Annotated in this window: 21 protein-coding genes and 1 pseudogene; 7 read left to right on the forward strand and 15 right to left on the reverse strand. The window is 68.4% G+C overall.

The window, feature by feature from the left end; genetic code table 11:
- From ACWGIG_RS04635 to ACWGIG_RS04650, 4 genes are all read right to left on the reverse strand, one after another.
- Window positions 1-1678 (reverse strand): ABC transporter family substrate-binding protein (locus tag ACWGIG_RS04635; protein ID WP_453320043.1); only part of this gene is annotated, 1678 nt, incomplete at its 3' end.
- Between the two features lie 85 nt (window positions 1679-1763).
- Complete coding sequence (locus ACWGIG_RS04640) at window positions 1764-3899, reverse strand: dipeptide ABC transporter ATP-binding protein (protein ID WP_453320044.1); 2136 nt, start codon at window positions 3897-3899, stop codon at window positions 1764-1766.
- Window positions 3896-4795 carry an ABC transporter permease gene (locus ACWGIG_RS04645; protein ID WP_453320045.1) on the reverse strand — a complete coding sequence of 300 codons (900 nt, stop codon included), beginning with the start codon at window positions 4793-4795 and terminating at the stop codon, window positions 3896-3898. Before ACWGIG_RS04645 ends, ACWGIG_RS04640 begins: the two co-directional genes overlap by 4 nt.
- A gap of 1 nt (window position 4796) precedes the next feature.
- Window positions 4797-5765 carry an ABC transporter permease gene (locus ACWGIG_RS04650; RefSeq protein WP_453320102.1) on the reverse strand — a complete coding sequence of 323 codons (969 nt, stop codon included), beginning with the start codon at window positions 5763-5765 and terminating at the stop codon, window positions 4797-4799.
- 875 nt (window positions 5766-6640) lie between these two features.
- Here ACWGIG_RS04650 and ACWGIG_RS04655 point away from each other — a divergent pair.
- From ACWGIG_RS04655 to ACWGIG_RS04670, 4 genes are all read left to right on the forward strand, one after another.
- Complete coding sequence (locus tag ACWGIG_RS04655) at window positions 6641-7120, forward strand: Hsp20/alpha crystallin family protein (RefSeq protein WP_453320046.1); 480 nt, start codon at window positions 6641-6643, stop codon at window positions 7118-7120.
- Between the two features lie 278 nt (window positions 7121-7398).
- Window positions 7399-7572, forward strand: a complete 174-nt coding sequence (locus tag ACWGIG_RS04660; protein ID WP_453320047.1) for a hypothetical protein — start codon at window positions 7399-7401, stop codon at window positions 7570-7572.
- Between the two features lie 237 nt (window positions 7573-7809).
- Window positions 7810-8550 carry an ANTAR domain-containing protein gene (locus ACWGIG_RS04665; RefSeq protein WP_453320048.1) on the forward strand — a complete coding sequence of 247 codons (741 nt, stop codon included), beginning with the start codon at window positions 7810-7812 and terminating at the stop codon, window positions 8548-8550.
- Between the two features lie 259 nt (window positions 8551-8809).
- Window positions 8810-8989: a hypothetical protein gene (locus ACWGIG_RS04670; protein WP_453320049.1), complete on the forward strand. Its 180-nt coding sequence runs from the start codon at window positions 8810-8812 to the stop codon at window positions 8987-8989.
- Window positions 8990-9582: 593 nt separating this feature from the next.
- On the opposite strand, the gene ACWGIG_RS04675 is transcribed toward ACWGIG_RS04670, so the two are convergent.
- Window positions 9583-10716 carry an amidinotransferase gene (locus ACWGIG_RS04675; RefSeq protein WP_453320050.1) on the reverse strand — a complete coding sequence of 378 codons (1134 nt, stop codon included), beginning with the start codon at window positions 10714-10716 and terminating at the stop codon, window positions 9583-9585.
- A 511-nt stretch (window positions 10717-11227) separates the two neighbouring features.
- Here ACWGIG_RS04675 and ACWGIG_RS04680 point away from each other — a divergent pair.
- Window positions 11228-11692, forward strand: coding sequence for a DUF4279 domain-containing protein (locus ACWGIG_RS04680; protein WP_453320051.1), 465 nt, complete (start codon window positions 11228-11230; stop codon window positions 11690-11692).
- A gap of 546 nt (window positions 11693-12238) precedes the next feature.
- Here ACWGIG_RS04680 and ACWGIG_RS04685 read toward each other — a convergent pair.
- The 3 genes and pseudogenes from ACWGIG_RS04685 to ACWGIG_RS04695 form a co-directional block, all read right to left on the reverse strand.
- The gene (locus ACWGIG_RS04685) at window positions 12239-12550 is read right to left on the reverse strand and encodes an NIPSNAP family protein (RefSeq protein ID WP_453320052.1); all 312 of its coding nucleotides are present in this window, start codon (window positions 12548-12550) and stop codon (window positions 12239-12241) included.
- Window positions 12547-13032: a hypothetical protein gene (locus ACWGIG_RS04690; RefSeq protein ID WP_453320053.1), complete on the reverse strand. Its 486-nt coding sequence runs from the start codon at window positions 13030-13032 to the stop codon at window positions 12547-12549. The genes ACWGIG_RS04685 and ACWGIG_RS04690 overlap by 4 nt, the downstream gene beginning before the upstream one ends.
- 113 nt (window positions 13033-13145) lie before the next feature.
- Window positions 13146-13481, reverse strand: a pseudogene (locus tag ACWGIG_RS04695) (alpha/beta hydrolase); the annotation flags it as partial.
- Between the two features lie 521 nt (window positions 13482-14002).
- On the opposite strand from ACWGIG_RS04695, the gene ACWGIG_RS04700 reads away from it, so the two are divergent.
- Window positions 14003-14368, forward strand: a complete 366-nt coding sequence (locus ACWGIG_RS04700; RefSeq protein ID WP_453320054.1) for a hypothetical protein — start codon at window positions 14003-14005, stop codon at window positions 14366-14368.
- Window positions 14369-14402: 34 nt separating this feature from the next.
- On the opposite strand, the gene ACWGIG_RS04705 is transcribed toward ACWGIG_RS04700, so the two are convergent.
- From ACWGIG_RS04705 to ACWGIG_RS04720, 4 genes are all read right to left on the reverse strand, one after another.
- On the reverse strand, window positions 14403-14534 hold the full coding sequence (locus ACWGIG_RS04705) for a hypothetical protein (protein WP_453320055.1): 132 nt from the start codon (window positions 14532-14534) through the stop codon (window positions 14403-14405).
- 586 nt (window positions 14535-15120) lie between these two features.
- Window positions 15121-15324 (reverse strand): cold-shock protein, encoded by a 204-nt coding sequence (locus tag ACWGIG_RS04710; RefSeq protein ID WP_453320056.1) that lies wholly within the window; start codon window positions 15322-15324, stop codon window positions 15121-15123.
- Between the two features lie 294 nt (window positions 15325-15618).
- The gene (locus tag ACWGIG_RS04715) at window positions 15619-16095 is read right to left on the reverse strand and encodes a carboxymuconolactone decarboxylase family protein (RefSeq protein WP_453320057.1); all 477 of its coding nucleotides are present in this window, start codon (window positions 16093-16095) and stop codon (window positions 15619-15621) included.
- Window positions 16096-16125: 30 nt separating this feature from the next.
- The gene (locus ACWGIG_RS04720) at window positions 16126-16956 is read right to left on the reverse strand and encodes an NmrA/HSCARG family protein (protein WP_453320058.1); all 831 of its coding nucleotides are present in this window, start codon (window positions 16954-16956) and stop codon (window positions 16126-16128) included.
- A gap of 97 nt (window positions 16957-17053) precedes the next feature.
- On the opposite strand from ACWGIG_RS04720, the gene ACWGIG_RS04725 reads away from it, so the two are divergent.
- Window positions 17054-17713, forward strand: a complete 660-nt coding sequence (locus ACWGIG_RS04725; RefSeq protein WP_453320059.1) for a TetR/AcrR family transcriptional regulator — start codon at window positions 17054-17056, stop codon at window positions 17711-17713.
- Between the two features lie 1430 nt (window positions 17714-19143).
- Here ACWGIG_RS04725 and ACWGIG_RS04730 read toward each other — a convergent pair.
- From ACWGIG_RS04730 to ACWGIG_RS04740, 3 genes are all read right to left on the reverse strand, one after another.
- Window positions 19144-19593, reverse strand: coding sequence for a hypothetical protein (locus ACWGIG_RS04730; RefSeq protein WP_453320060.1), 450 nt, complete (start codon window positions 19591-19593; stop codon window positions 19144-19146).
- 350 nt (window positions 19594-19943) lie between these two features.
- Window positions 19944-20951 carry a right-handed parallel beta-helix repeat-containing protein gene (locus tag ACWGIG_RS04735; RefSeq protein ID WP_453320061.1) on the reverse strand — a complete coding sequence of 336 codons (1008 nt, stop codon included), beginning with the start codon at window positions 20949-20951 and terminating at the stop codon, window positions 19944-19946.
- Window positions 20952-21071: 120 nt separating this feature from the next.
- Entirely contained in the window at window positions 21072-21902 is an 831-nt protein-coding gene (locus ACWGIG_RS04740) for a chitosanase (protein ID WP_453320062.1), read from the reverse strand.
- Window positions 21903-22721 lie beyond the last annotated feature (819 nt).

Raw genomic sequence — 22721 nt, forward strand, 5'->3', positions numbered from 1 at the left:
ACTTCTCCCAGCCCACCGTCTCCGGCAGCGGGTTGTGGAAGATGGTCGCGCCCACGTTTGCCAGGCCCTTCTTGACGCTGTACGTCGACGGGCCGCTGAACATCGGGAGACGGGCGTAGTTCTGGAGGGCCTTCTGTTCGACCTTGTTCGCCGCAGCCGCCTGCCCGGGGAGATCGGCGATGTCTGCCGTGGCGCGGATCTCCTTGTCCAGCTCGGGGGATCCGGCCCCCGTGAGGTTGGAGTCGCGGTCCGAGCAGTAGATCTCGCACAGGTAGCGGGCCCCGAAGGGGTCCATGGAGCGGTTGCCGGAGAGGAAGATGTCGAACTTCCGCTCGCTGAGGATGCTGGAGAAATCCGCCACGTCGGCCTTCTTGATGGTGAGCTGTACGCCGATCGGCTTCAGCATCGCCGTGAGCGCGCCGGCGGTGGCCTTCTCCAGCGGGTCGTCACCCAGCAGCGTGTAACCGATGTCGAGCTTCTTGCCGCCCTTCTCCCGGATCCCGTCGCTGCCGGGCTTCCAGCCCGCCGCGTCGAGGTCCTTCTTCGCCTGGTCGGGGCCGTACTTCAGGACGGCCGACACGTTGTCCTCGTACCCCTTCTGGAAGCTGTAGAGCAGGCCCGAGCCGGGCAGCGGTTCCTTGTGGTCCAGGCCCTGGAACTGGATCTTCGCGATCTGGCTGCGGTCGATGCTCTCCTGGATCGCCTTGCGCACCGCCTTGTCCGCGAGGACCGCCGACTTGGTGTTGAAGTTGAGCGAGTACACGAACGGGCTGCCCCCGCTTCGGATTTCGGTGCCCTTGAGTCCCTTCACCTGCTTCAGGCTCTCGGCGTCGACCGCGGAGACGTAGTCGAGCTGACCGTTCTTGTAGGCGTTGATTCCCGCGGTCGACTCCAGGTTCACGTAGACGCGCTTGTCGAGCTTGCCCTTCTTGCCCCACCACTTCGCGTTGCGGACGAAGGTGACGTTGCCCGACTGCGCGTCCCACGTGCCGACCGTGTACGGGCCCGTGCCCCACTCGGGGTGCGCCTTCTTCACGTACGCCTTGTTGAAGTTGTCGGCCTCCGCCGCCTTCGGGTGCAGGAACGTGGTGAAGAGGCTGGACCAGGAGGCGTTGACGCCCTTGAAGGTGAGGACGGCCTGCTTGTCGTCCTTGCCCCGGGCGACCTCGGTGATCTGGTCGTAGCCCTCCGTGGCCCCGACCGCGTACGCCTTGTCGGAACCGTTGTTGGCCTTCCAGGTGGCCTGGATCGCGGTCCAGTCGATCGGCGTTCCGTCGTTGAAGGTGGCCTTCTCGTTGATCGTCAGGACGACCTTCTGGTTGCCGTCCTTGACGGAGACCTTCACGTCGCTGAAGTAGTCCGGGTTGTACTGCACTTCACCGGTCGGCGAGAAGGTGATCGCGACGGCGTTGTACCAGGCCCACACCCGGGACGACACCAGCGTGCCATTGACGTTGAACGGGTTGCCCTGGTCGTCGAACGTCCCCGCCGTCGTATAGGTCCCGCCGTCCTTGAGCTTGTCGTACGCCTTCGGGTTGTAGTCGGCGGCACCCGAAGCGGCGGCCGGGGTGTCCTTCGCGCTTGAGCCCGCGCCGTCACCGGCCGAGGACTGGCACGCGGTGGCGGTGACGGAGATGGCGGCTATGAGGGCGATGGGCAGGGCCAGTCGTGCACGCATGGGAAAGGGTCCTTGAATGGAAGGTGTGAGTGGAGGTGTGGCGTGGAGTGGGCATGGGCCGTCGGCGGGCCCGTGGGGTGCCGAATTACCCGGCGTGGCAGGCGAACTCGTGGCCCGGCTGCCCCGGCACCGGCCTGGGCGCGGGGCGCTCGGTACGGCAGCGTTCCCGTACGTCCTCGTCGGCGAGCCGGTACACGGGGCAGCGGTCGATGAACACGCAGCCGCCGGGAAGGTTCGTGGCGCTGGGCTGCTCGCCCTCCAGGACGATGCGTTCGCGGGTGCGTTCGCGCTCCGGGTCGGGTACGGGGACCGCCGAGAGGAGTGCCCGGGTGTAGGGGTGCTTCGGGTCGGAGAAGAGCTCTTCCGTGTCGCCGGTCTCGACGATGTGCCCCAGGTACATCACCGCAATGCGGTCGCAGACGTAACGGACCACGGCGAGGTCGTGGGCGACCATGAGACTGGCGAGGCCCAGTTCGCGCTTGAGCCGGCCGAGGAGGTTGATCACCCCGGCCTGGACCGATACGTCCAGGGCGGAGAGCGGTTCGTCGAGAGCGAGCAGCTTCGGTTCCGTGGCCAGGGCGCGGGCGATGCCGATGCGCTGGCGCTGGCCTCCCGAGAGCGCGGCGGGAAAACGGTCGCTCACCGAGGCGTCGAGACCGACGAGCGTCAGCAGCTCGTGGACGCGGGAGCGGATCGCGTCGCGGTCGCGGCCGACGACCCGCAGGGGTTCGGCGAGCAGTTGGTAGACCGGAAGGCGTGGGTCCAGGGCGCCCAGCGGGTCCTGCATGACGATCTGCACGTCGTGCCGCAAGGGGCGCACGCGCCCGCTGGAACCAGACGGAGTGGCAGTGGCGCCGACCGCAGGACCGGTGTCCGTGCCCTGCGTCGCCCCGACCTCCCTGCCCGCGATCTCGATCCGGCCGCCCTCCGGTCGTCTGAGCCGCAGGACCTCCATCAACGTCGTCGTCTTGCCGCTGCCCGACTCGCCGACCAGCCCGAGTGTCTCTCCGGTGCGCAGTTCGAAGCTGACGCGGTTGACCGCGTGCAGCGTTCCGACCCTGCGTTTGATGAACGCGCCCTTGGTGACGGGGAAGGTCTTGACGAGGTCCTCGACGCGCAGCACCACGTCGCCGTCCTCGGCACGGCCCGTGCCCACCTCCCGGTCCACGGGCGCGACACCCCCGGTGGGGTCCAGCGTGCCCTCGGCCGTCTCGGTCGCGCGCAGGCAGGCCACGTCGCCGTGTCCGGTCACCAGGCGCAGCTCTGGTTCCTCCGAGCGGCACGCGTCGAGTGCCACGGCGCACCGGCTGGCGAACGGGCAGCCGACCGGCAGGCCGGTCAGGGCGGGCGGCTCTCCGCCGATCGGGACGAGGGGGCGGCGGACCCCGCCGTCCACGGTCGGCACCGCGGCCAGGAGCCGGGCGGTGTAGGGCATCGTCGGTCGGCGGAACAGCTCGTGCACGTCCGTCTTCTCCACGAAGCGGCCCGCGTACATGACGGCGACGTCGTCCGCGTGGCCCGCGACGACGCCGAGGTCGTGGGTGATCAGGACGAGGCCTGCGCCGGTCTCCCGCTGTGCGAGGCGCAGTACGTCGAGGATCTGCGCCTGCACGGTGACGTCGAGCGCGGTGGTGGGTTCGTCGGCCACCAGCACCCGCGGACGGTTGGCGATCGCCAGGGCGATGACCACGCGCTGGCGCATGCCGCCGGAGAACTCGTGGGGGAAGGACGAGGCCCGGTTGCGGGGGTCGGGAATGCCGACGAGGTCGAGGAGTTCGACGGCCTGTTCCCAGGCCGCCTTCTTTGACAGGTCCTGGTGGACGCGCAGGGCGTCACAGAGCAGTCTGCCCACGGAGAAGATGGGGGTGAGCGCGGACAGGGGGTCCTGGAAGACCATGCCGATGGACTTGCCGCGTACGCGCGACAGCGCCCGGTCGTCGAGGCCGATCAGGTCCTGGTCGCCGAGCAGGACCTGGCCGCTCAGGGTGGCGGTGGGCGGCAGCAGGCCCATGATGCCCATCGCGGTGGCCGACTTGCCCGAGCCGGACTCGCCGACGATGGAGAGGGTCCGGCCCGGCAGCAGGTCGAAGCTGACGCCGCGCACCGCTTCGACGGGCCCGGCCTCCGAGGGGAAGGAGATCCGCAGGTCCCGTACGGAGAGCACGGGTGCGGCGCCGGTCGGCGGGGCCGGGTCGAGTTGGGGGGTGGTGAGTGTCGTCATCGTCGGCCTCCCGCCGCGCCGGTCACTGAGGTGGGGTCGAGGGCGTCGCGCAGCCCGTCGCCGATGAAGGTCATCGACACGGTGAGCAGGACGACGAGGCCTGCGGGAAAGGCGAAGAGCCAGGGGGCGCTGGTGACCGTGGCCGCCCCGTCGGCGAGCATCGTGCCGAGGGAGACGTCAGGGGTCTGGACGCCGAATCCGAGGAAGGACAGCGCGGTCTCGCTGAGCACGGTCGCCACGACTCCGAGCGTCAGGTTGACGATGAGCAGGGATCCGAGGTTGGGGATGATGTGGCGCAGGATGATGCGCAGGGGGCGGACGCCCATGAACTCCGCAGCCGTCACGAAGTCCCGTTCGCGCAGCGAGGTCGAGACGGACCAGATGACCCGGGCCGTGGACATCCAGCCGAACACGGTCAGCACGACGATGAGGACGCGCCAGTCACCGGCCAGGCGGTGGGAGACCAGGGCCAGGATGAGGAACGAGGGGACGATCAGCAGGAAGTGGATGACGGCGAGTGTCAGCCTCTCCACCCGGCCGCCGAAGTAGGCGGCGCTCGAACCGATGACGGCGGCGACGACGATCGTCAGGACGGACACGCTCACGGCGATGGCCAGCGAGCGCTGGAATCCGTGCACGGCACTGGCGTAGATGTCGTTGCCGCCCTGGTTGGTGCCGAACCAGTGGGCGTCGCTCGGTGGTTGGGTGAGGGCGGCGAAGTCGGCGTCGGTGTGGACGTAGGTCGTGAACAGGCCGCCGAAGGCGCTGAAGAGCACGAGCAGCGCGAAGATCACGACGCCCGCGACGGCGAGGCGGTTGCGCAGGAAGCGTCGCAGGTAGAGACGGCCGAGGCCGAGGCTCCTGCGCGGCTGGGCGGTTTCGGTCGCTGTCGCCATGTCAGCTCACCCGCACTCTCGGGTCGAGGAAGACCGTGGCGATGTCCGCGAGGATCGCGCCGATCGCGGTGAGCACCGCCGCGAACGCGGCCGTCGCGACCGCGCCGTGCACGTCGTTCTTGCTGATCGTCTGGACGAAGTAGCGGCCCATGCCGTTCCAGCCGAAGATCGTCTCGGTGATCATGGCTCCGGTGAAGATGGCGGGCACGCTGAACGCCACGGAGGCGGCCGTCGGGATCAGTGCGGCGCGCAGGGCGTGCCTGCGGACGGCCTGGCTGCGGGTGAGGCCGGTGGCCTGGGCCGTGCGGACGAAGTCGGCGTTGATCGTGTCGAGCAGCAGCGAACGCTGCGTCAGGTGGTAGCCCACGTAACCCATCAGGGTCAGGGTCAGCGTCGGCAGGATCAGATGGAGGAGACGGTCGCCGATCGTCGGGAGGAGGCCCTCGACGTTGGGTGAGCTCTCTCCGGCGACGTAGAGGAAGTCGAACCCGGCGTGCTGGTTGAGCCAGATGGCGACGAAGACCACGGCGAGCGCCGCGACGGACGTCGGGACGTTGAACACCGCGATGGATATCGCCTGCGTGATGCGGTCGGCCTTGCCGTACTGGCGGGCGGCGGTGTAGACGGCGAGCGCGACGCCGATCACGACGGACAGGACGGTCGCCGTGACGACCAACTGGGCGCTGATGAGGGCGCGGTGACCCATCTCGCCGTTGACGGTGACACCGGTGGGTGACTGTCCCCAGTCGAAGTCGGTGATCACCGACGTGAGCCAGTTCCACCACCGTTGCAGGAGCGGGACCCCGGGGTCGAGGTTGTACGGGGCGAGGGCCCGGGAGATCTGTGCCTCGCTGCGGGCGGGGCGCAGCTCCCGGTAGTTCGATCGCGGGTCCAGGAACCAACTGGCCAGGAAATAGGTGGCGTTGGTCGCGACCACGATCATCAGGAGCCAGCCGCCCGCCTTGCGCATCACATGGCGCACGGTGCGGACCGCCCCCTCGTCACACACGTGGGACGCGCCGGGACGGCGCCGGGGGAACAGGTCGAGTGCATGTGTGGTGGAGCTTTCTGCGGGCGTGCGGGTACGGAACGGTGCCACGAAGGGGCGAATGTCAGCTTGGTCCGTACCTAGGTGGCCGCACCAGGTCTTGGCCGGTCTGGCCACAAGGCCGCAATGCTGTCGCAAGGACCGCAATACTGCCGTAGCAAAATGATCTTCGATATACGGCAAACGTCCCATAGCAGGCATGTCCCTCGGTCACGACGAACTGGCTCTTCTGCCGGTGCGGCGCGTTCACCGGGGTCCACGCGTACACCGGGGCCGTGATCACGCTCATGCACACGCCGACGTGCCGTGCTCTTCGGCCGCAGCCGGGGCTCCTCGTCCGGATCCTCCGGGCGGGCGGCGAGTGTCCGGATCGGGCGGCAGCGGACCGGACGGACGGACCGGGACGGCTTCCGTCGGGCGCCGGACCGCCTCGGCGATCACTTCCGCGTCCTGGGTTCCACCGGTACGGCGTCACGCAGGACTGACGCGTATCCCGTCGCATCGCGCATCGCCTTCAGGTCGCCGACGAGTGCGGGCGGCAGGTACCGCGAGCACAGTGCCTGGACGGCCCGGCCGCGGAGGGTTGCGCCGACCGGGCCAGTCCCGCCTGACCCAGATGCAGAGCGATCGGGCCGCCCAGAACACGGCGGGTCCCCCAGAATGTCGGCGGCAGACCGGTGTGGGGGCGCGGTGGGTGGTTACCCGGACCGCAGAAGCCGGTCTGCTACGGCCTCCCTCCGGATCGGATCGAGACCGCCCAGCGGGCCGGGCAGCCACGAAGGAAGGGAAGTGGGGTCATGAGTCTTCCGGAACGGCACAGTGGCGGCGGCCTGGAACCGCGCCGCACCGGCAGGGGGTTGTGGGACTGGGACCCGATGAGCGAGTTCGAGAGTCTCTGGCAGCAGATGGGCCGGGTCTTCGACCGGCCGCCGAGCACGGCGTCCTGGCCGCAGGGTGGCTGGATGCCGCTGGCCGAGGAGGAGGAGGAGACCGACGACGCCTACCTTGTCCGCGCCGAACTGCCCGGCATCCCGCGCGAGAACATCAACATCAACCTCGACGACAACACGCTGGAGATCACAGGCGAGCTCACCGAGGAGCACCAGGACCGGGTGCTCTCCCGGCGCAGCGGGCGGTTCTTCTACCGCACGAGCCTGCCCGGCGGCATCGACAGCGAGAAGGTCGAGGCCGAACTCACCGACGGCATCCTGCGCGTACGCATCCCCAAGTCCGGCCCCTCCAAGCGGCGCCGGATCTCGATCGGAGGGACGGAGTAGTCCCGTCCGGGCGAGAGCGCCGGCCGACCGGGTACGGAGGCGTCTGCCCGCCTCGTTCCGCTGCGGTTCGCTGCGGTTCGCTGCGGTTCGCTGCGCGCCGGAAGGGAGCGGGCGCTGCCGGGCGCATCCCGCGGAGGGGGCCTCGCCTCGTCGGCGCGAGGTGGGACCTCCTCCGTCCCATCACACCCTTGAGTCAAGGCTTGTCAGCTTCCTTGCAGTGTGCTATGTAAATCGTTGCCGACTCCGTAACGCCGCAGCGTGAAGGAAGGAGAAGAGTGATGGCTGCCTTGGTGTGGCTGCTGATACCCGTGGTCGCCACGATCGGTGCCACGATCTGGTCCTGGTGCGCCGGGCACTCCCGCCCCGCGGACATCTGGACGGATGCAGAGCGTTACGACCGACTGCGCGCCTCCTTTGCCGACCTGGCCTCGGCGCGCCCCGACGCCCGTTGACCACGGCCACACCCTCAAATCGAACCGGCCTCACGGCTCATTGGCCCGGCGTGCCCGATCCGTCCCGGCGTCCCTCTGCCGAGGCTCGGCATGTTCGCCTCGCCCGGCGGCACGCCCGGCCTGGATGCACACAGCACTGCCCGCCCCAGGCACGCGGCACTGCCCGCCATCTGCACGCGGCGGGCCGCACTTCGAACCGCTGAACCATGGTCCCCCCGACGCGCACGAGGTACGGACATGTTCCCTCCGGAGCGTGAACCGCTGACAGCAGCGACATTGCTCGACCTGGCCGACGCTCCCGTAAAGGGCGAGAGCAACAAACACCTGCTGCGCCGCCTCACCACGGCAGCCGCACGCCTGCCCGGTGTCGACGCGGCCAGCTGCAACCTCACAGACGACCGGGGGCAACCACAGGCGCTGGCAGCCTCCACCGAACTCGCGGAACAACTGGAGCGCACCCAGGCCGAGTTACGGGAAGGCCCGTGCGTGGACAGCCAGAAGATCCGCAAACCCCTGGCCAACCTCATCATGACCCACCCGCACAGCCGCATCCGCTGGCCCCACTTCGCTCCACGCGCCGTGGAACTCGGCTACACCACCGTCACCGCCCTGCCCATTCACCATGAACGCAACACGCTGGGCGCGCTCAACCTCTACCTTCGGCACGGCACTCTGCCCCCGACCCAGGTGCAGGCAGGCGCGCTCCTCACCAATGCCGTCGCCATCGGCCTGTCCCACCGCACCCTGCTCGACCGGACGAAAGACCACGTACGCCAGCTCCAGGACGCTTTGAACAGCCGCGTACTGATCGAACAGGCCAAGGGGATTCTCGCCGAACGCCTCCACTGCACCGTCGACGACGCCTTCGACCTGCTCCGCCACCACGCCCGCAGCCGCCAGCTCAACCTCACTCACCTGGCGAAACACATCGTTGACAACCCGACCACCGGCGGCCCCTTCCCCTGCCCGCCCGACTGAGCAGAACGGCCGCGCAGGGAACACCCGAAAGCACCTCCGTGCATCGGGCAAGAGCGACCCGGTCAGGGCCACCAGAGCCCTGCCACGCGGCGGAGGGAGCCTCAGCAGGTCGTGCGCATGCTCCAAAAGCCGCCGCTGGGCACAGAGGGAGCTTCCAGGTCGCTGAACCTTCAGGCCAGGACGCCGAACCTTCAGGAGGGAGCTTCTGCCCGAGGGCGCACCACAGCCGCACCCGCGTGCACGGACATCGGACATCACGGTGGCGGCCGTTGCCGCCGCGCGCGCGATCGACCACCCCGCCGACGCCAGCGGCGTACATCCGAAGAAGCCGCTCGCCCCCGGCGTCTGCACGACGAGCGCCGGCCCGGCCATCGAGAGCAGCGCGCCCACGAGCACCACCGGACTCCGGTCGCCCACCAGCAGCGTCTGCCCCGGCTGAGCTCCCACGAGTGCGATCAGCGCCACCCGTGCGCGCCCGCGCGCCGCGGCCCGTGAAGCGCGCCGCCGGCCACGCCGCGGCCGCACCAAGAGCGGTCGCCATCGCCCGTACCGTCGTCTCGTCGGTGAGCGCCGGGTCGAGGGACGCCTCGGGCCCCTCATCCCGAAATCCCGAGCGGAGGCAGCACAGGTCGGCCGGCCGACGGCGCACCCCGAGGTGCACGGAGGAGGTCGGCGTACGAGTCCGGCCCGAGCCACGGCGCGGGCCGGACTCGTTGTACGGAGCGACCGCGGCCTGCGGATCTGCCTGCCGATGACCACGGCCCGCTCAGCACCCAGCAGGACGGGGTAGCGCTCCCGGCCCTTCTCCGTGGCGAGTTGCTCTTGCGGAGCCACCTGGAACCAGAACTGGCCCGAGCAGCGGAGCGAGTCCTCACAGCGTCGAGTTCGTGCACCCGTACGCCACCACCACGGGCAGTGCCCGGTCCTCCGGCGGAAGCTCCCCGTGATGATTTTGGTGAACAACCTCCTGGGAAGCGTGCCCAATCTGCCGGACGTGCTTCGTGGCAGGTCAGGTCCGGTGAACCGCACGCGTCAGCGGTAGGATTCCAGCCCGCCCCGCCGCCGCACATCCAGCGTCGCGCAGTGGAAGGAACCGCCGAACGGCGCGTAGTGCATCAGGTCGCAGGGAATGGGCTCGAACCCCCACCTCTCCAGTGCGCGCAGCATTCCGGTGTGATGCCGCTCCGCGATCACGCGCTTCTCGTCGATCATGAGGACGTTCATGCTGAGCCACTTCCCGCACAGGGAAGTGAGCTTGAGCAGGCGTTCGTTGATCGGGTCGGGTTCGGGTGCGACCAGGACGTCCCACGAACTCAGCGCCTCGGGCAGCCGGTCGACGTCGACGTACTCGGGATTGACCAGTACCTTGCCGGGTGCGAGCAGGCAGAGCGTCGTGTCGATGTGCATGGGGGTCCGGCAGCGGCTCTCGACCTCGTGAATGCGGTGGCCGGGGCCGAGGTGCCTGCGCAGCCAGTCGATTCCCATCCGGTTGGTGACGTTGCTGCGCGTGACGAAGAGGTCCCGGCCGGCCCGTACGAAATCCGCCGCGTCGAAGACCGGCTCGAACTCGGTGAGGAGGTGGCGCATCGGCTCGCCCGGCCCTGGAACGCGGAAGTCCGCATCGTAGAGCTCATCGGTGAGCTGTGGTTTCGGCGCCGATGTCCAGCGGGCGCCGCGCCGGAAGTAGTCCTTGAGTATCGGACGGTAGGAATGGGTCTCGAAGTACCGGCAGGGCCAGGCCATCGGCGTCTCGATGATCTCGTCGCCGACGACGAGCATGCTGTCGCGCGGGCAGGTGTTGCAGAACCCGCGCGACGACCAGTCGGGGGTGCCGAAACGCCGCCTGTGGTCGACGGCGTCCGGGCGTCTGACCGTGATGTCGAGCGACTCCAACAGGGCGACGAACCGGTCCAGTTCCTCCCGCGCCTGTTCGATCAGTGACTTCGGGTACCGGAACCCGGCGGCCATGCTCTGTAATCGGCCCGCCCACGGCGGAACGTTGACGAGAACCACCGGATGGTCGGAGGGGATCGTCGCACCGTCCAGGCGACCCACGATGATCTCTTCCAGGGGATCCCACTCGTTGTGCGAATTGACCGGCGAGACAAGGGTTTCCGCATCCTCCTCGGAAGAGGGTCGAGGTACGGATTCGTGCACCGCTGTCATGCTCCACCACCTTGGGTTGCGGAAACGTGCAAGCTGACGAACGAATGTAGCGAATCCGATATCTCCCGTGAATACGTGCGCGGGCGGAACCGCCGTTCTCGGACGGTGCCGGGCACTCGCCGCGGGTCGCGCGGACGAATGGCCTGGCCTCCGCCCGGGTCCCGCCCCGGCACAACGCGCCACGGGCGCGGACCAGGTCGAGGATCGCTACGCCAACGCCAAGGGAAGTGAACAAGGTCTACGTGAACCCGGACCGGGCCGTGAGAGCGACGGCCGGGCCCGCACGCCCGCACCACCTCCCACGCCGGCCAGGCGCACGCAGAGGACCCGCCATCGTCGACGTACAACGAGATGGTCGCCACGCCAGCGCTGTCCCCAACTGGCTCTCCAGGTGCGGACTCCGCCCAGTCAGCCTGCCATGCGAAGCCGGTCCGGTCGGATCCGAGCGTACGGAGAATGCACTCGCGTCCCGCGGGCTGCCCTACAAGGGTGAGGTGTGCCCGAGAATCAGATGAGACAGCCGGTCGCACCGGTCACGAAGTGGTCGGCCGGTTCGATCCGGATCACGAGCCGGACGGTCAGCGCCGCCGGTATCTCAGCGCGTCTGGGCATCGCACCGGACGAGCAGTTCGAGCGTGGCGGCCTGACGAGCCCCCGCAATCCGGCCGGCACCCGCCGGGAGGCCAGCGTCTGGATCAGGCAGAGCGGACTGCACGACGACAGCGGCCTCGCCGACCACGTCCGGACGCTGGTCGAACATCTCCGCGGGCGACGTGCGGAACTGACGGCCTTGTCCGCCGACTGCGAGCTTGAGCTGCACCTCGGCTTCGGCAGTGAGAACGGCCAGGGCAGCAGTGTCCTGCCCGCTCACCTGCTTGCCGAGGTCGGCGCCCTGGGCCTCGATGTCGTGCTCGACCTCTATCCGCCCGAATCGGTGCCCACGGTGGAGACTTCTGGTGGGACCGAGCCCGGGTAACGATCTCTCCCCCAACTCAATTCAATGCTCGCGAAATCAGCGTCTTCATGTGTAAGCACTTTCGGCGGGGCCGTCACCGCGTGCACGAACAGTGCCCGGTGAGCCGACGATTGGGTGGCGTGCACGCCACAGGAAGGGGCAGGCGCCGCGCAGTCGGCACACCCTCACGCCCTCACGCCCTCGGACGATCACCTCGCCTACGACGAGGTCCGGGCAGACCGCGCACCCGCCCGGACCACCTCCTGGCCACACGGGCCACAGCTCCCGGAAGGTACGCACCCACCTGCAAAAACGCGGTGTCCCCCACACCGTTCCCAAGCGCGTCGACCAGCGGGCGAACCGCCGCCGGAGCGGCAGCAACAGCGGCAGGTCGCCCGCCTTCGACAAGGACCGCTACACACAGCGCAACGTCGTCGAACGCTGCTTCAACGCGTTGAAGCAGAACCGGCCCGTCGCCCCCCGCTACGACAAGACCCGCGAACCCTGCGAAGCAGCACTGGCCTTCGCGTCACTCCTGATGTGGATCCGAACCGTTTGAAGACAACCCTAGGACAGGCCGTCGAGCGGCCGGAGGAAGCGGCGCTCGTACCGCTTGATGCAGCGTGTGTCACGAGCCAGTTCGAACGCTGCCTGGCACTCCGCGTCGGACATGCTGTCCGTGCGGTACTGCTCGTACGCGGCCAGGCTGGGAAAGGAGAAGAGGGCGTAGGCGATGTCGCTGTCGCCCTCACTCGGCAGGAAATAGCCGTGGTGCGTCCCGCCGAATCGGTTGACGAGCCGGACCCAGCGGCGACCGTATTCTTCGAAATCCTCAAGCTTGTCAGCGTCGATCTCGTACTTCAGATGAATAGTAATCATGCCTGCATGATGCCGTGTGACGGGTGCGGTCCAAAGGATGCCCGCTCCACCAGGCATCGCGGCGGATCGGATGGAGCGCGACAGCGCTGAAGGCGTGCTCGAAGTGGGTCTTTCGCAGGCCTCGGTGGCGGGCGCATCTCACGCCGGTGACCGCGACGGCCTGGTCGATGATTCCCTCGACACCAGCGCGGGCAAGTGGCCTGCCGCCTGCCCCAGTCGATGGTGGAGGCGGTGCGATCGAAACCGGTTCCGGCGTGCGATCGGGGCGAGCTGTTCAGCAGGACCGGGGTGATCAGGACGACGCCGAAGCACTTCTTCACGCCCACGATCAGCTCGGCGGAGGGGTAGCCGGAGTCGAGGCAGCGCTCGGCAGGCAGCAGGTTGCGGGCGGCGGGCATGCGGTGGATCGGCTCGGTCGTCTCCGCATCGGCCACCGTGGCTGTCACCGCATCGGCCACCGTGGCTGTCACCGCATCGGCCACCGTGGCGGTCTCCGAATCGGTCCGGCCGGCCGTCGCCGACCTGCTCGCCCCGGCGAGGGTGCCCCCACCAGGATGAAGTCGGGTTCGCGCTCGCGCAGGATCTTCGGCTCCGGTCACTGTGGCAGATCGGCGGCGAGGAATGGACCAAGGAGCGCGACCGATGCGTCGGGGCGGTCGAGGGGGATGATGTGGCCGCAGTCCTGGAGATGGTGTCCGACCAAATCATCGGCGGTGGGACGAAGTTGGCGTTCGAGTCCGGTGCCGACCGGGTGGGAGCCGACGGCCATGGTGGGCATGGTCGGCCGAGCCGTCGCGGCGGCGTCCTGGAGCTGCTGTGCGCTGGTGGGCAGGGCCCGGTAGCAGGAGAACGCGCAGCGCAGGGCCTCGCTCCCGGTGTGCGCGTGGACGAAGGCCGCGCGGATGTCGTCGGGCACTCCTCGCCCGAGCGTTCGCTGACTTCGGGGGCGGCAGCCCGTCGCGTACGCGGCGCACCGGATGGATCGGCGCGCACCTCGGCATGATGCGGGAGGGGCAGGGCGGGCTCAAGTGGTGTGCCCGGCACAGGTGCCCGGCCACCCAGTGCGGCGGACCGAACCGGCCGCATACGAACCGGCCACGTACGAACCAGCCACGTACGAACCGGAGTTGAACGAGGCGGACCGTGACAAGGGTCGCCTCCCGGAGGCGCTGCACCGGTGGCCGTGCGCAGCCGGCATCCCGACACCGGTTCGCGGCGCGTCACACCCCAACAGCACCCCAGGATCCGAACCCTTTCGGATCCAGAGCAGATCCCACCCGCGAATAGAGGGAATCCCACCGCCAAGAAATGCATTTATATGACATCTGGCGCCTTGCTCTGAGGTACCTCAACTCTTTCTCAGAAGTAGTTTCAGGAGGCCTCTCTCGTGTCAGAATCTAGGCTCGGAAGGTTTCACGGTGAAATCGAAACCAGGTGGAAAGGCTCTTCAAAATGGCAAAGATTCGCTTTGGTGCAGGGGTGGTTGCGGTGGCCATGCTGGCAATTCCGATGCTCGCGAGTACCGCCCAGGCGGCTTCAGTCGGTAAAGCCGGGGCTGCGCAGTCCTCCTGGGGGTGCGACACCAATCCGACCAAGAAGCGGTTCAACACTTCGTACACCCCGGGACACATCTCCACCACGGTCTACTTCAACAACCACTGTTCTCACAGCGTGAAGTGGAGCGTAACCATCTTCAACACAAAAGATCAGGTGAGGCGGATCGTGTGTGCCGGCTCCACGCCGGCAGGTGCATCAGGCAAAAAGAAGTTCAGCATGGGCCTGGTCGATAATTTCGAGCGCGTCAACAAGGGTTGCTGAACCTCACTCGATGACCAGGCGGTCCGCCATACGGTCAACCCCGGTCTCGCGTGATGATGACGGCCTTCGTCCCCTCCTCGACGCGGCTGCGGGCCCACGTGCGCCGTCGAAGGCGGAAGTCCGCGACGAAGGCAGGCAGCACCGGAATGGCGATGGTCAGAATCACCAGGCCCTCCCCCAGTCGGTGTCTACGTCGTCGACAAGGGTGACAAGCCCGTCACCATGACCTTCACGCCCACCTCCAAGAGGGCCCGTCCCCCGTCCTGGAAAGCTTCCTGACACACCGTCACGGCCGGGGCGCCACCCCTCGGCTCCTCACCACTGGCACGGCGGCCAGCTCCAGGACCTCATCAGCCCGGACGTGGCCGACCACATCCGTACTCGATCCGCGCGCACCTCCGGCCGCCGCCCTCGCCGACGGACTCGGCCTGCCCGACCTGTCCTGCGTCGACTTCACGCCCGCGCTGGGCACGCCCTCCGCCACGGTCCGGCGCTCCTGCACCGGACGGACCCGCGGCACGGGCTCCGCGACGGGAACTTCCCCGCGCTCGCGGCCTCGCGCACGCATCGTCGGCCCTCACGCCCTGACCCACGCCTCTCCGCGCTGCCCGCGACCGACCACGCCATGGCGCGTGGGCAGCCGTGTGGGAACCAGTGCTCCGGCGCTTGCTCCCCGTCCGCCTGCCCCAGACCTACGCCTGGGGCAGGCGGGCGGTGGCCGGCACGTACGGTCCCCCGACCGGCCGGGGGGATCAGGCGGGGGTGATGTTCTCCGCCTGCGGGCCCTTCTGGCCCTGCGTGACGTCGAAGGAGACCTTCTGGCCTTCCTGAAGCTCACGGAAGCCGGAGGCGTTGATGTTGGAGTAGTGGGCGAAGACGTCGGGGCCTCCGCCGTCCTGCTCGATGAAGCCGAAGCCCTTTTCCGCGTTGAACCACTTCACGGTTCCCGTTGCCATGCTCAATACCTCTCGCGCGGTGCAGGGCCCGCCCTGCGCAGGCCCAAAAAAGGATCATGCCCCGGCGGAGCCCGAAAAACCAGATCCTCCCCGCATCCGGACGATGAAGTGGGCTCCCTCCGCCACGAGCGTCGGTCGCTCCTGGCGGTCTTTGCCGGCCGGCCGGGCGGAGGACAGCAGCGGACCCAGCCGGCGGGACCTGAGTATCGGTCCGGCCCTCGCACGTACCCGGCCAAGATCCGCCGTCAGGGAGGGCGCTACGAGAAGCGCAGAGCCCTCCCGAGCGGAGCCGGCTCAGCCGAACCGGCCGGGCTGGTAGGTCCCGCCCTGCTGCCCAGTGATGACACCCAGCCGGTTGCTGGCGTTGATCAGCGAGATCAGGCAGGTCAGTGCGGCCAGTTGCTCCTCGTCGTAATGCTTGGCCGCGTTGCTCCAGACGTCGTGCGGTACCCCACCGGAGGCATCGGCTATCCGCGTGCCCTCTTCAGCCAGCTCAAGGGCAGCGCGCTCGGCTTCGCTGAAGACGCCGGCTTCACGCCAGACGGCAACCAGGGTGACGCGCTCGGTGCTGGTGCCGTCGTGGAGGAGGTCCTTGCTGTGGATGTCGGTGCAGAAGCCGCAGCCGTTGATCTGGCTCGCGCGCAACAGCACCAGGTCGATCGTCGCCCTGGGGAGCAGTCCGCTGTTGATGACGGCCATGCTCGCCGTGTTGATGCCCTTCATGGCCTTACCGGCGATCTCGCTGCCGAACAGGTTCAGACGCACAGTCATCTCGTGAACTCCTTGGTGTCGGAACAGTTCTCAGTTGTGGGCGATGGCGTTGCGGAGGAAGGTGTCGAAGCGCTGCAGCCAAGGGAAATCGCTGCGGAGGGCATCGAGATCGGCCTGGTAGCCGCTCTCGGCGAACCACTCGAACATGCGGTCCTGAATGGGCTGCGGCACCAGACGCGTCGGGACATCGGTGACCTTCTGGTATATCGCCGCGATCTGCTCGAAGGTCAGCGAGTCGCCTGCGATCTCAAGCTGCGCCCCGAGGTACTTCTCCGGCTGGGCGAGCACGGCGGCGGCGATGCGGCCGATGTCGGAGGTGGCGATCATCTGCATGGGCTTGCCGGGGTCGACAGGCAGTTCCATGAGGCGTTCCCCGGTCATGTCTGCGTACCCGAGGAGGTTGTTCATGAAGAACGTCGGGCGCAGGGTCGTCGTGGCCAGCGAGGTGGCCGCGAGGTGTCGTTCGATGCGGGCCTTGGTTTCGAAGTGGTCGATGCCGGTGGCGCGTTCGGCCCCGCCGACCGAGCTGTACACGAAGTGCTGCACCCCGGCTGCTGCGGCGGCGTCGGCGAGGGTGCTGCCGCGCCGTACTTCGGCGGTCAGCTCAGCGGGCGCGACGGCGAGCGGCTGCACGCTGAACACGCCGTAGACACCTTCCACGGCCCGTTCGATGGCGGCGGCGTCGTCGAGATTCCCGGGCGTGAGGACGGCCCCGGCCTTCGCGAGGGCGCGTGCGGCGACGGAGTCAGGGTCGCGCACCAGCGCGCGCACCTCCCAACCGTCGTCGAGCAGCGCACGTGCAGTGCCTCCGCCCTGATTCCCCGTCGCTCCGGTAACGAGCACGGTCCGGTTCTGCTTCATCGCTTCCTCAGCTCCTCCCCTTGTGCGGAGCGTTTTGCTCCGCACAACTTCAACCTAGCGCGGAGCGAAGCACTCCGCAAGGTCTATACTTGCGCCCATGGAGATGTCGAAGCAGCAACGGGCGCGTCAGGCCGAGGTCGCTCGCAACGATGCGGCGCTGCTGGAAGCAGCGCGGCGGGTGTTCGCACGAGACGGAGAGCACGCGTCGGTGGGCGCGATCGCCGAGGCGGCCGGGGTCGGCGTCGGCACGTTGTACCGGAGGTACAAGAGCAAGACCGCGCTCTTCGAGCGGCTGCTGGTGCTGGCGAACGAGCAATGGCTCACCGCACAGCAGAAGGCCTCGTCCCACCCCGACCCGTGGGAGGGCCTGGCGGGCCTGGTGATCGAGAGCGTCGAGTACGGACAGGGCACCCTCGCACCGTTGGGCCGCCTGGCCGTGATCCCGACCGAGCTCGCCGAAGTCTCCGCACAGGCCGACCGGGACTTCGCCGAACTGGTCGATCGCGCACGGCGGTCCGGCGGCCTGCACCCCGACGTGACGCCGACCGATGTCGTCCTGCTGATCGAGCAACTCGCAAGTTCACCGATGGTCGAGCAGATACGTGACCTCGGCGACGAGAAACTCTCGGCAGAGGCCGAGGCCGCACGCCGTCGGCTGATCACGATCGCGCTGAACGGCATGGCAGGCGACCGACCGCTCCCCCTTCCGGCGCCACCCCCGTCCGAACGCCTCCTCACCGCACGGTGGCGCACCTGATGGGTGCTTGCGATGTGGCGGGCGGCTATGTGCGAGTGGCCGAGACCGCGGCTCGCCACTGAATCCCTCGTGCCCCGGACGAATGTTGCCCCTCCCGACTCTCGCCCACATCGGCAACGTCGGCCACACCCGTGTCCGTCCGCGTCTGCACGATCTGCCGGCCGGCCGGACGGCGGAGCCCCCGTCCTCCGTCCTGCTCCCTCCGGATACGGACGGGAACAGAACGGCGGGCTGCCGGTCAACGACTGCATGCGGCCTGGTCACACTCTGGTGGGCGGTCCGCCAGGGCCGTCCCACGCCTCACCCCACTCCACCCAATTCCCAGGCTCAAGCCGTTGACCAGCGCTCCTGGGAAGCACGACTGGAGTACTGACCGACGGGCAGGCAGATCGTGTGGACCCTGACCGAGGCGGCGGTGGTCCTGGCGCTTCCGACGTGGGCGTTGTTCAGCCACACCTTCCACTGCCGGCCATCGGGGCGGTCGCCCTGGAACAGGGCGTAGGAAGGCGTCTTGACCTGCTGGTGCCCTCCGCCGACGATGCTCGTGCCCGACGGGCATGGGGGCCCGGCCTACTCCTTCGAGGTGTCCGCCGGGACTTCCTGCTCGGGCCCCGTCAGCCCCTGGGGCGGGCTCACCGGCCCTGCCGGGCCGCGGGAGCTGTCCTTGCCGTGGCTGTTGCGACGGTCGTACGCATGAAAACTGGCCCCTTCCTTCACTTCACGCCGGAACAGATCCGTCTCACCAATTCCGCGGCCGTGCGGGCACGCGAGCGGACGAGACTGGGCGAGTGACAGCGGCGACCCACGCAGCAGCAGCATCCCGGAACGCACCGGCCCAGCTGGAGCACTTGGACACGGGGCGGTTCACGCTGACCTGACGGTGGAGGAAGGAGCTGCCCCGGTGGCTTCAGGACCTCGCGTCCGCGTGGGGCGTGTCGGTGCCGCCGGCAGAGCGCCCGTCGCGGTCGTAGGTCCGGTGACAGATCGATGGGCCGGCAGGATTCATATCGCTCAGGAGCGTGACGCAAGGGTGGCCCTTGCGCTGTACGAAGTTGTCCGCCCCGGTACCCGCGGTCGAGGTCTCGGGCTCCGGGAAGCGCCGGACCCATCGCACCAACGTCGGCCTGCACACCCCGGACGCCGGAGTACGGGACGGGCGGGCACCTGCCCGGCCCGGCAATACCCGGCCACCGACTCGCCCTCGCGGCCCGTGGGACGGAGCCCCCGCACGCCTGGAGGAGCTGGTCCGAGACGTACACCGGCAGGCACCCGACGCCAGACACCGTCGGCGAGGAACACAAAAGAAGGAGAGCCTCCCGCACTCCTTCCGGCATGGAACAGACGGCCTCCCCACCCACCAGGCAGGGAGGCCGTCACTGCCCCACACACGGCTCTCCACACGAACAGCCGCTCACTGTGCCGGACATTCGTCAGCAGGTGATGGGAACGTCCAGGGTCACCGGGCTGGAGGGATAGCCGAAGGCGGATGAGGTGAACTCGGCGTGGACGGTCGAGCCGCAGGAGACGGCGCCGCCGACGCCACGGACCTGGGTGGTCGTGGCTTGGAAACGGACCGGCTGCACCAGGTGGCCGAGGGAGGTGCCGCCGATGGCGTTGCCGGTGAGGGTCGTGGTCAGGTCCTTGACCGGGAGCGTCGAGCCCGGGCTGGGCGGGCCCGCCAGGCTTATCTGGCCGTACAACTGCACGCTGTTGCCGGTCACTTCGGCGCACACCTTGGTCGACAGGCCCACCCGGAGAGCGGACGGACCGCATGTCACGGTGGTGGCAAGGGTGGTGGGGGCGTGTGCGGCGGTGGCCGGGGCCGCACCGAATAAGGCCAGGCCCACGGTCGCGGTGGCGAGCAGAGCGATACGAGACATGAGGGTGGTTCTCCCTGTTCAGAGGCGTCGTTCAGAGGCATCACTGGCGCACTCAGGATGCAGTTGCAATGTGACATTGCACTGAACATCAGTATGTGTGGATGCGACGTGAAGGTCAACTCCCATATCTCCATGAGGACTTCGCGCCCTCACCTTCCCCCTGCCCCGCCGAGTTGGCCGATGGCGGCCTTCGCACCGGATTCCACCCGCGCCGTGCGAGCTGCTCCCCACGCACGCGGGAAGCAGCTCTCCGGGATCGGGAACGGCAGGAAGGAGATTGCGGTGAGGCAGGAGCCGCTGCGAGAGGCGCCGAGGGCTTGACCGGGGCCCACCTCGTCGGGGTCCGCGGCCTACGGCGTCACGGGGATGTTCGTGAGCCCCTTGCCGCCGGTCACCGTGTTGTCGCGGTGGACCGTCGTCCGGCAACTCGCGCTGCTGTTGGTGACGTTGATGGCCAGTTGGGTCTTCCCGGACGCGCCCGCCAGGTTGGACCTGTTGCCCCGGAACACCGTCCCGCAGCCCCAGCCGGGCTTCTGGGTGTGGGTCTGGTATCCGTCGTTGGTGGAGTTCTTGCCGGTGTTGTTCTCCACCAGGACGTCGTTGCCCTTGACGTCGACCCAGGAGTCGTCGTAGTTGGCGCCGGTCAGGCCGGTTCCGTCGAAGGTGTTGCCGATGATCCGCGCTCCGGTGGTGCCTTCCTTGATGTCGATGCCCTCGCCACCGACGCCGGGGCCAATGGTGTTGCCGACTATCTGCACGTTGTCGCTCTTGTCGCTCAGGGTGTTGGCGCTGCCCACGTACACGCCCTCGCCCATGCCCGAACCGTCGCTGCCGGTGTCGTGGATCCGGGAGTTTCTGATGACCCCGTCGGAACTGGACTTGCGGAAGTGGACGCCCTCCATGGAGAGGTGATGGACCTTCACACCGTCTACGACGACTCCGCGGGCGGTGTCGATCATGATGCCCTTCTGGCCGCCGGTCACGGTCAGGCCGCTGACGGTCCAGTACGAGGCACCATCGAGGTGGAGGCCGTAGCCGCCGCGCGCGGTGAGAACGGCCCTGGTCGAGCCGGTGAGCTTGATGCGGGAGTCGGCGGTTGCCGCTCTGGTGGCCTTGAAGTTGCCGGTGTACGTGCCGTCGGCGAGGTGAATGGTGTCGCCGGGCACCGCCGCGGCGAGCGCGGCCTTCAGCTGGGCGGAGGTGGACACCTCGACGGTGGCGGCGCGGGTCGCGGCCTGGGAGGGGCTAGTGAGGAGCGCGAGGATGCCGGCGCTGAGGGCGAGGGCGAGTGGCGTGCGGGTGCGCGTGTGCACGGGGGCGCCTTCCTGTGAACCTGAAGTGGACGGGCGGAGCGTCATTCTCGGTATGGGTTCTCGGTCCTGGCGAGGGACGCCAGGACCGCGGGGTCGGCGGACCTGCGGCACCTGCGTCCCTCTGCGGCAGCGTAATTTCGGCGGATCAGCCGATGTGGAGGCGGATCAGCCGATGTGGAAGCTGTCCCCGTACACCTTCCAGTCCAGCGGGGTGTTGAGGTCGAGGTTGCCCTTGTTCAGGAAGACCCGCTGCGCGGTGTCGACCCGGCTGGTGTCGCTGTGCGCCTCCTCCTGCTGCATCGCCCAGACGCGGGCGTCGAGGAAGGCGTGCAGGTACGCCGTCTCATCGCCGCCCTGGGCCGGCGGCTTGGCCTTCTTGAGGGCGCGCTTGCGTATGTTGCTGAAGGCGGTCGGGTCGGTGCCGTCACCGTGCATGACGAGGGAGTCGTAGTACGCGAACTGGCCGAGCGCGCGCAGGCCGTCGGCTTTCGCCTGGGAGACGGCGGGGTTGAAGTAGACGCGGTCGCGCTCGTCCCTCTGGGCTTTCTGGAAGGCGCTGTCCTTGGCGGCGGTGGCCCAGTCCTTCGTGAACTTCGGGTCCAGACCCGCGTGCGAGTCGGTGCCGTCGACGTCCTCCAGGGCCGGGAGGTACTTGGCGAGGAGGTTGCCCGGCTTGCGGTGGGTGTAGAGCCGTACCAGGTCGAGCATGTCGCCGGTGCCGGAGCAGAAGCCGATGATGCCCGCCGTGTAGCCACGGCCGTCGCCGATGTCCTCGATGTACTTGTACTGGGCCTTCCAGTCGAGCGAGGAGTTCTCCGCGCTCGACACCAGCTTCATCGCGACCTCCTTCTTCGCCGGGTCGTCCAGCCCCGGTGCGGCCGCGTGGGCCTGAGGCACGGCCAGGAGTGAGGCGGAGACGAGGGCTCCGACCAGTCCCAGTGCGGCTCGGCGTGAGACGCCGCGCGAGGAAGTCGAGTTGATGGTCCGTGACGCCATGAAGGGCTCCAAATGAGCTCGTGGGGGCAGTGGTTGGCGCTCCGCCTTCTTGTTAGGAAGGTTTCCTATCAGGTGGATTTGCATGCGCGGAACCTGTCGAACCGAGTTTTTTTGAAGCGCTGCGACGGGTTTGAAGCGGCGGGCGAGGCTCGGCGGCCCGTTCGGAATTTGCTGTAGCGCTGCCGCGAAGCAGGCAAATTCCAGCCTCGCCCTCGCGGCTGCGCGGAGCGGAATCCGCCTGTCCGGTGGGCGGTGCGTTCGACAGGCCGACCGGGGCAGGTGCGCCCGGCCCGCTGCCGGGGCCGCCGGACCGAGTCGGCGCGCGCGACCGACGGAGCGGCTGTAGGAGCAGAAATACGGGCTGTCGCCCATGGGAGGCATGGCGAACAGCCGGAATCCCGGTCCTCCCGAGAAGACCTCCAGGGGCTGTGCACGTGCCCCACAGACACCCGGCGGCACTCGTTCCAGGCAGGTACGGCGGGCCTCGGCGTCCGCTACCCGAACGCAGCTCAAATTCCTTGTACGTAACCGTCATTAGCTGCCGCGCATCCGCGAAGACCATTCCTCATAGCGGTTTCTCTCCGCGCGGCCCGCCTCCCCGAACTCCGGTCCCGAGATGCCCGGCCCACTGACGCCGCCCTGTCCGCCTGCTCGCGGAACCCCGGGAACGCGCACGCGAGCCGCACGCGCTCAGTCGTTGAGCACGATGCCGATGTGATCGGTGAACTCGTCGTCCGTTTGAACTGGTGGAGCAGGGCGAAAGTCCGCTCGACGACGGACGGACGCGAACCGTCCCGTGCTCAGGCGTTCCAGCCCAAC

Source organism: Streptomyces sp. NPDC054863 (genome assembly GCF_053610825.1).

What these genes read in the sequence shown, in the direction of transcription:
- ACWGIG_RS04640 (WP_453320044.1), bottom strand. Translation starts at nt 3,899, where the DNA reads ATGACGACACTCACCACCCCCCAACTCGACCCGGCCCCGCCGACCGGC.
- ACWGIG_RS04645 (WP_453320045.1), bottom strand. Translation starts at nt 4,795, where the DNA reads ATGGCGACAGCGACCGAAACCGCCCAGCCGCGCAGGAGCCTCGGCCTC.
- ACWGIG_RS04650 (WP_453320102.1), bottom strand. Translation starts at nt 5,765, where the DNA reads ATGCGCAAGGCGGGCGGCTGGCTCCTGATGATCGTGGTCGCGACCAAC.
- ACWGIG_RS04655 (WP_453320046.1), top strand. Translation starts at nt 6,641, where the DNA reads ATGAGTCTTCCGGAACGGCACAGTGGCGGCGGCCTGGAACCGCGCCGC.
- ACWGIG_RS04660 (WP_453320047.1), top strand. Translation starts at nt 7,399, where the DNA reads ATGGCTGCCTTGGTGTGGCTGCTGATACCCGTGGTCGCCACGATCGGT.
- ACWGIG_RS04665 (WP_453320048.1), top strand. Translation starts at nt 7,810, where the DNA reads ATGTTCCCTCCGGAGCGTGAACCGCTGACAGCAGCGACATTGCTCGAC.
- ACWGIG_RS04675 (WP_453320050.1), bottom strand. Translation starts at nt 10,716, where the DNA reads ATGACAGCGGTGCACGAATCCGTACCTCGACCCTCTTCCGAGGAGGAT.
- ACWGIG_RS04680 (WP_453320051.1), top strand. Translation starts at nt 11,228, where the DNA reads ATGAGACAGCCGGTCGCACCGGTCACGAAGTGGTCGGCCGGTTCGATC.
- ACWGIG_RS04685 (WP_453320052.1), bottom strand. Translation starts at nt 12,550, where the DNA reads ATGATTACTATTCATCTGAAGTACGAGATCGACGCTGACAAGCTTGAG.
- ACWGIG_RS04700 (WP_453320054.1), top strand. Translation starts at nt 14,003, where the DNA reads ATGGCAAAGATTCGCTTTGGTGCAGGGGTGGTTGCGGTGGCCATGCTG.
- ACWGIG_RS04710 (WP_453320056.1), bottom strand. Translation starts at nt 15,324, where the DNA reads ATGGCAACGGGAACCGTGAAGTGGTTCAACGCGGAAAAGGGCTTCGGC.
- ACWGIG_RS04715 (WP_453320057.1), bottom strand. Translation starts at nt 16,095, where the DNA reads ATGACTGTGCGTCTGAACCTGTTCGGCAGCGAGATCGCCGGTAAGGCC.
- ACWGIG_RS04720 (WP_453320058.1), bottom strand. Translation starts at nt 16,956, where the DNA reads ATGAAGCAGAACCGGACCGTGCTCGTTACCGGAGCGACGGGGAATCAG.
- ACWGIG_RS04725 (WP_453320059.1), top strand. Translation starts at nt 17,054, where the DNA reads ATGGAGATGTCGAAGCAGCAACGGGCGCGTCAGGCCGAGGTCGCTCGC.
- ACWGIG_RS04730 (WP_453320060.1), bottom strand. Translation starts at nt 19,593, where the DNA reads ATGTCTCGTATCGCTCTGCTCGCCACCGCGACCGTGGGCCTGGCCTTA.
- ACWGIG_RS04735 (WP_453320061.1), bottom strand. Translation starts at nt 20,951, where the DNA reads ATGACGCTCCGCCCGTCCACTTCAGGTTCACAGGAAGGCGCCCCCGTG.
- ACWGIG_RS04740 (WP_453320062.1), bottom strand. Translation starts at nt 21,902, where the DNA reads ATGGCGTCACGGACCATCAACTCGACTTCCTCGCGCGGCGTCTCACGC.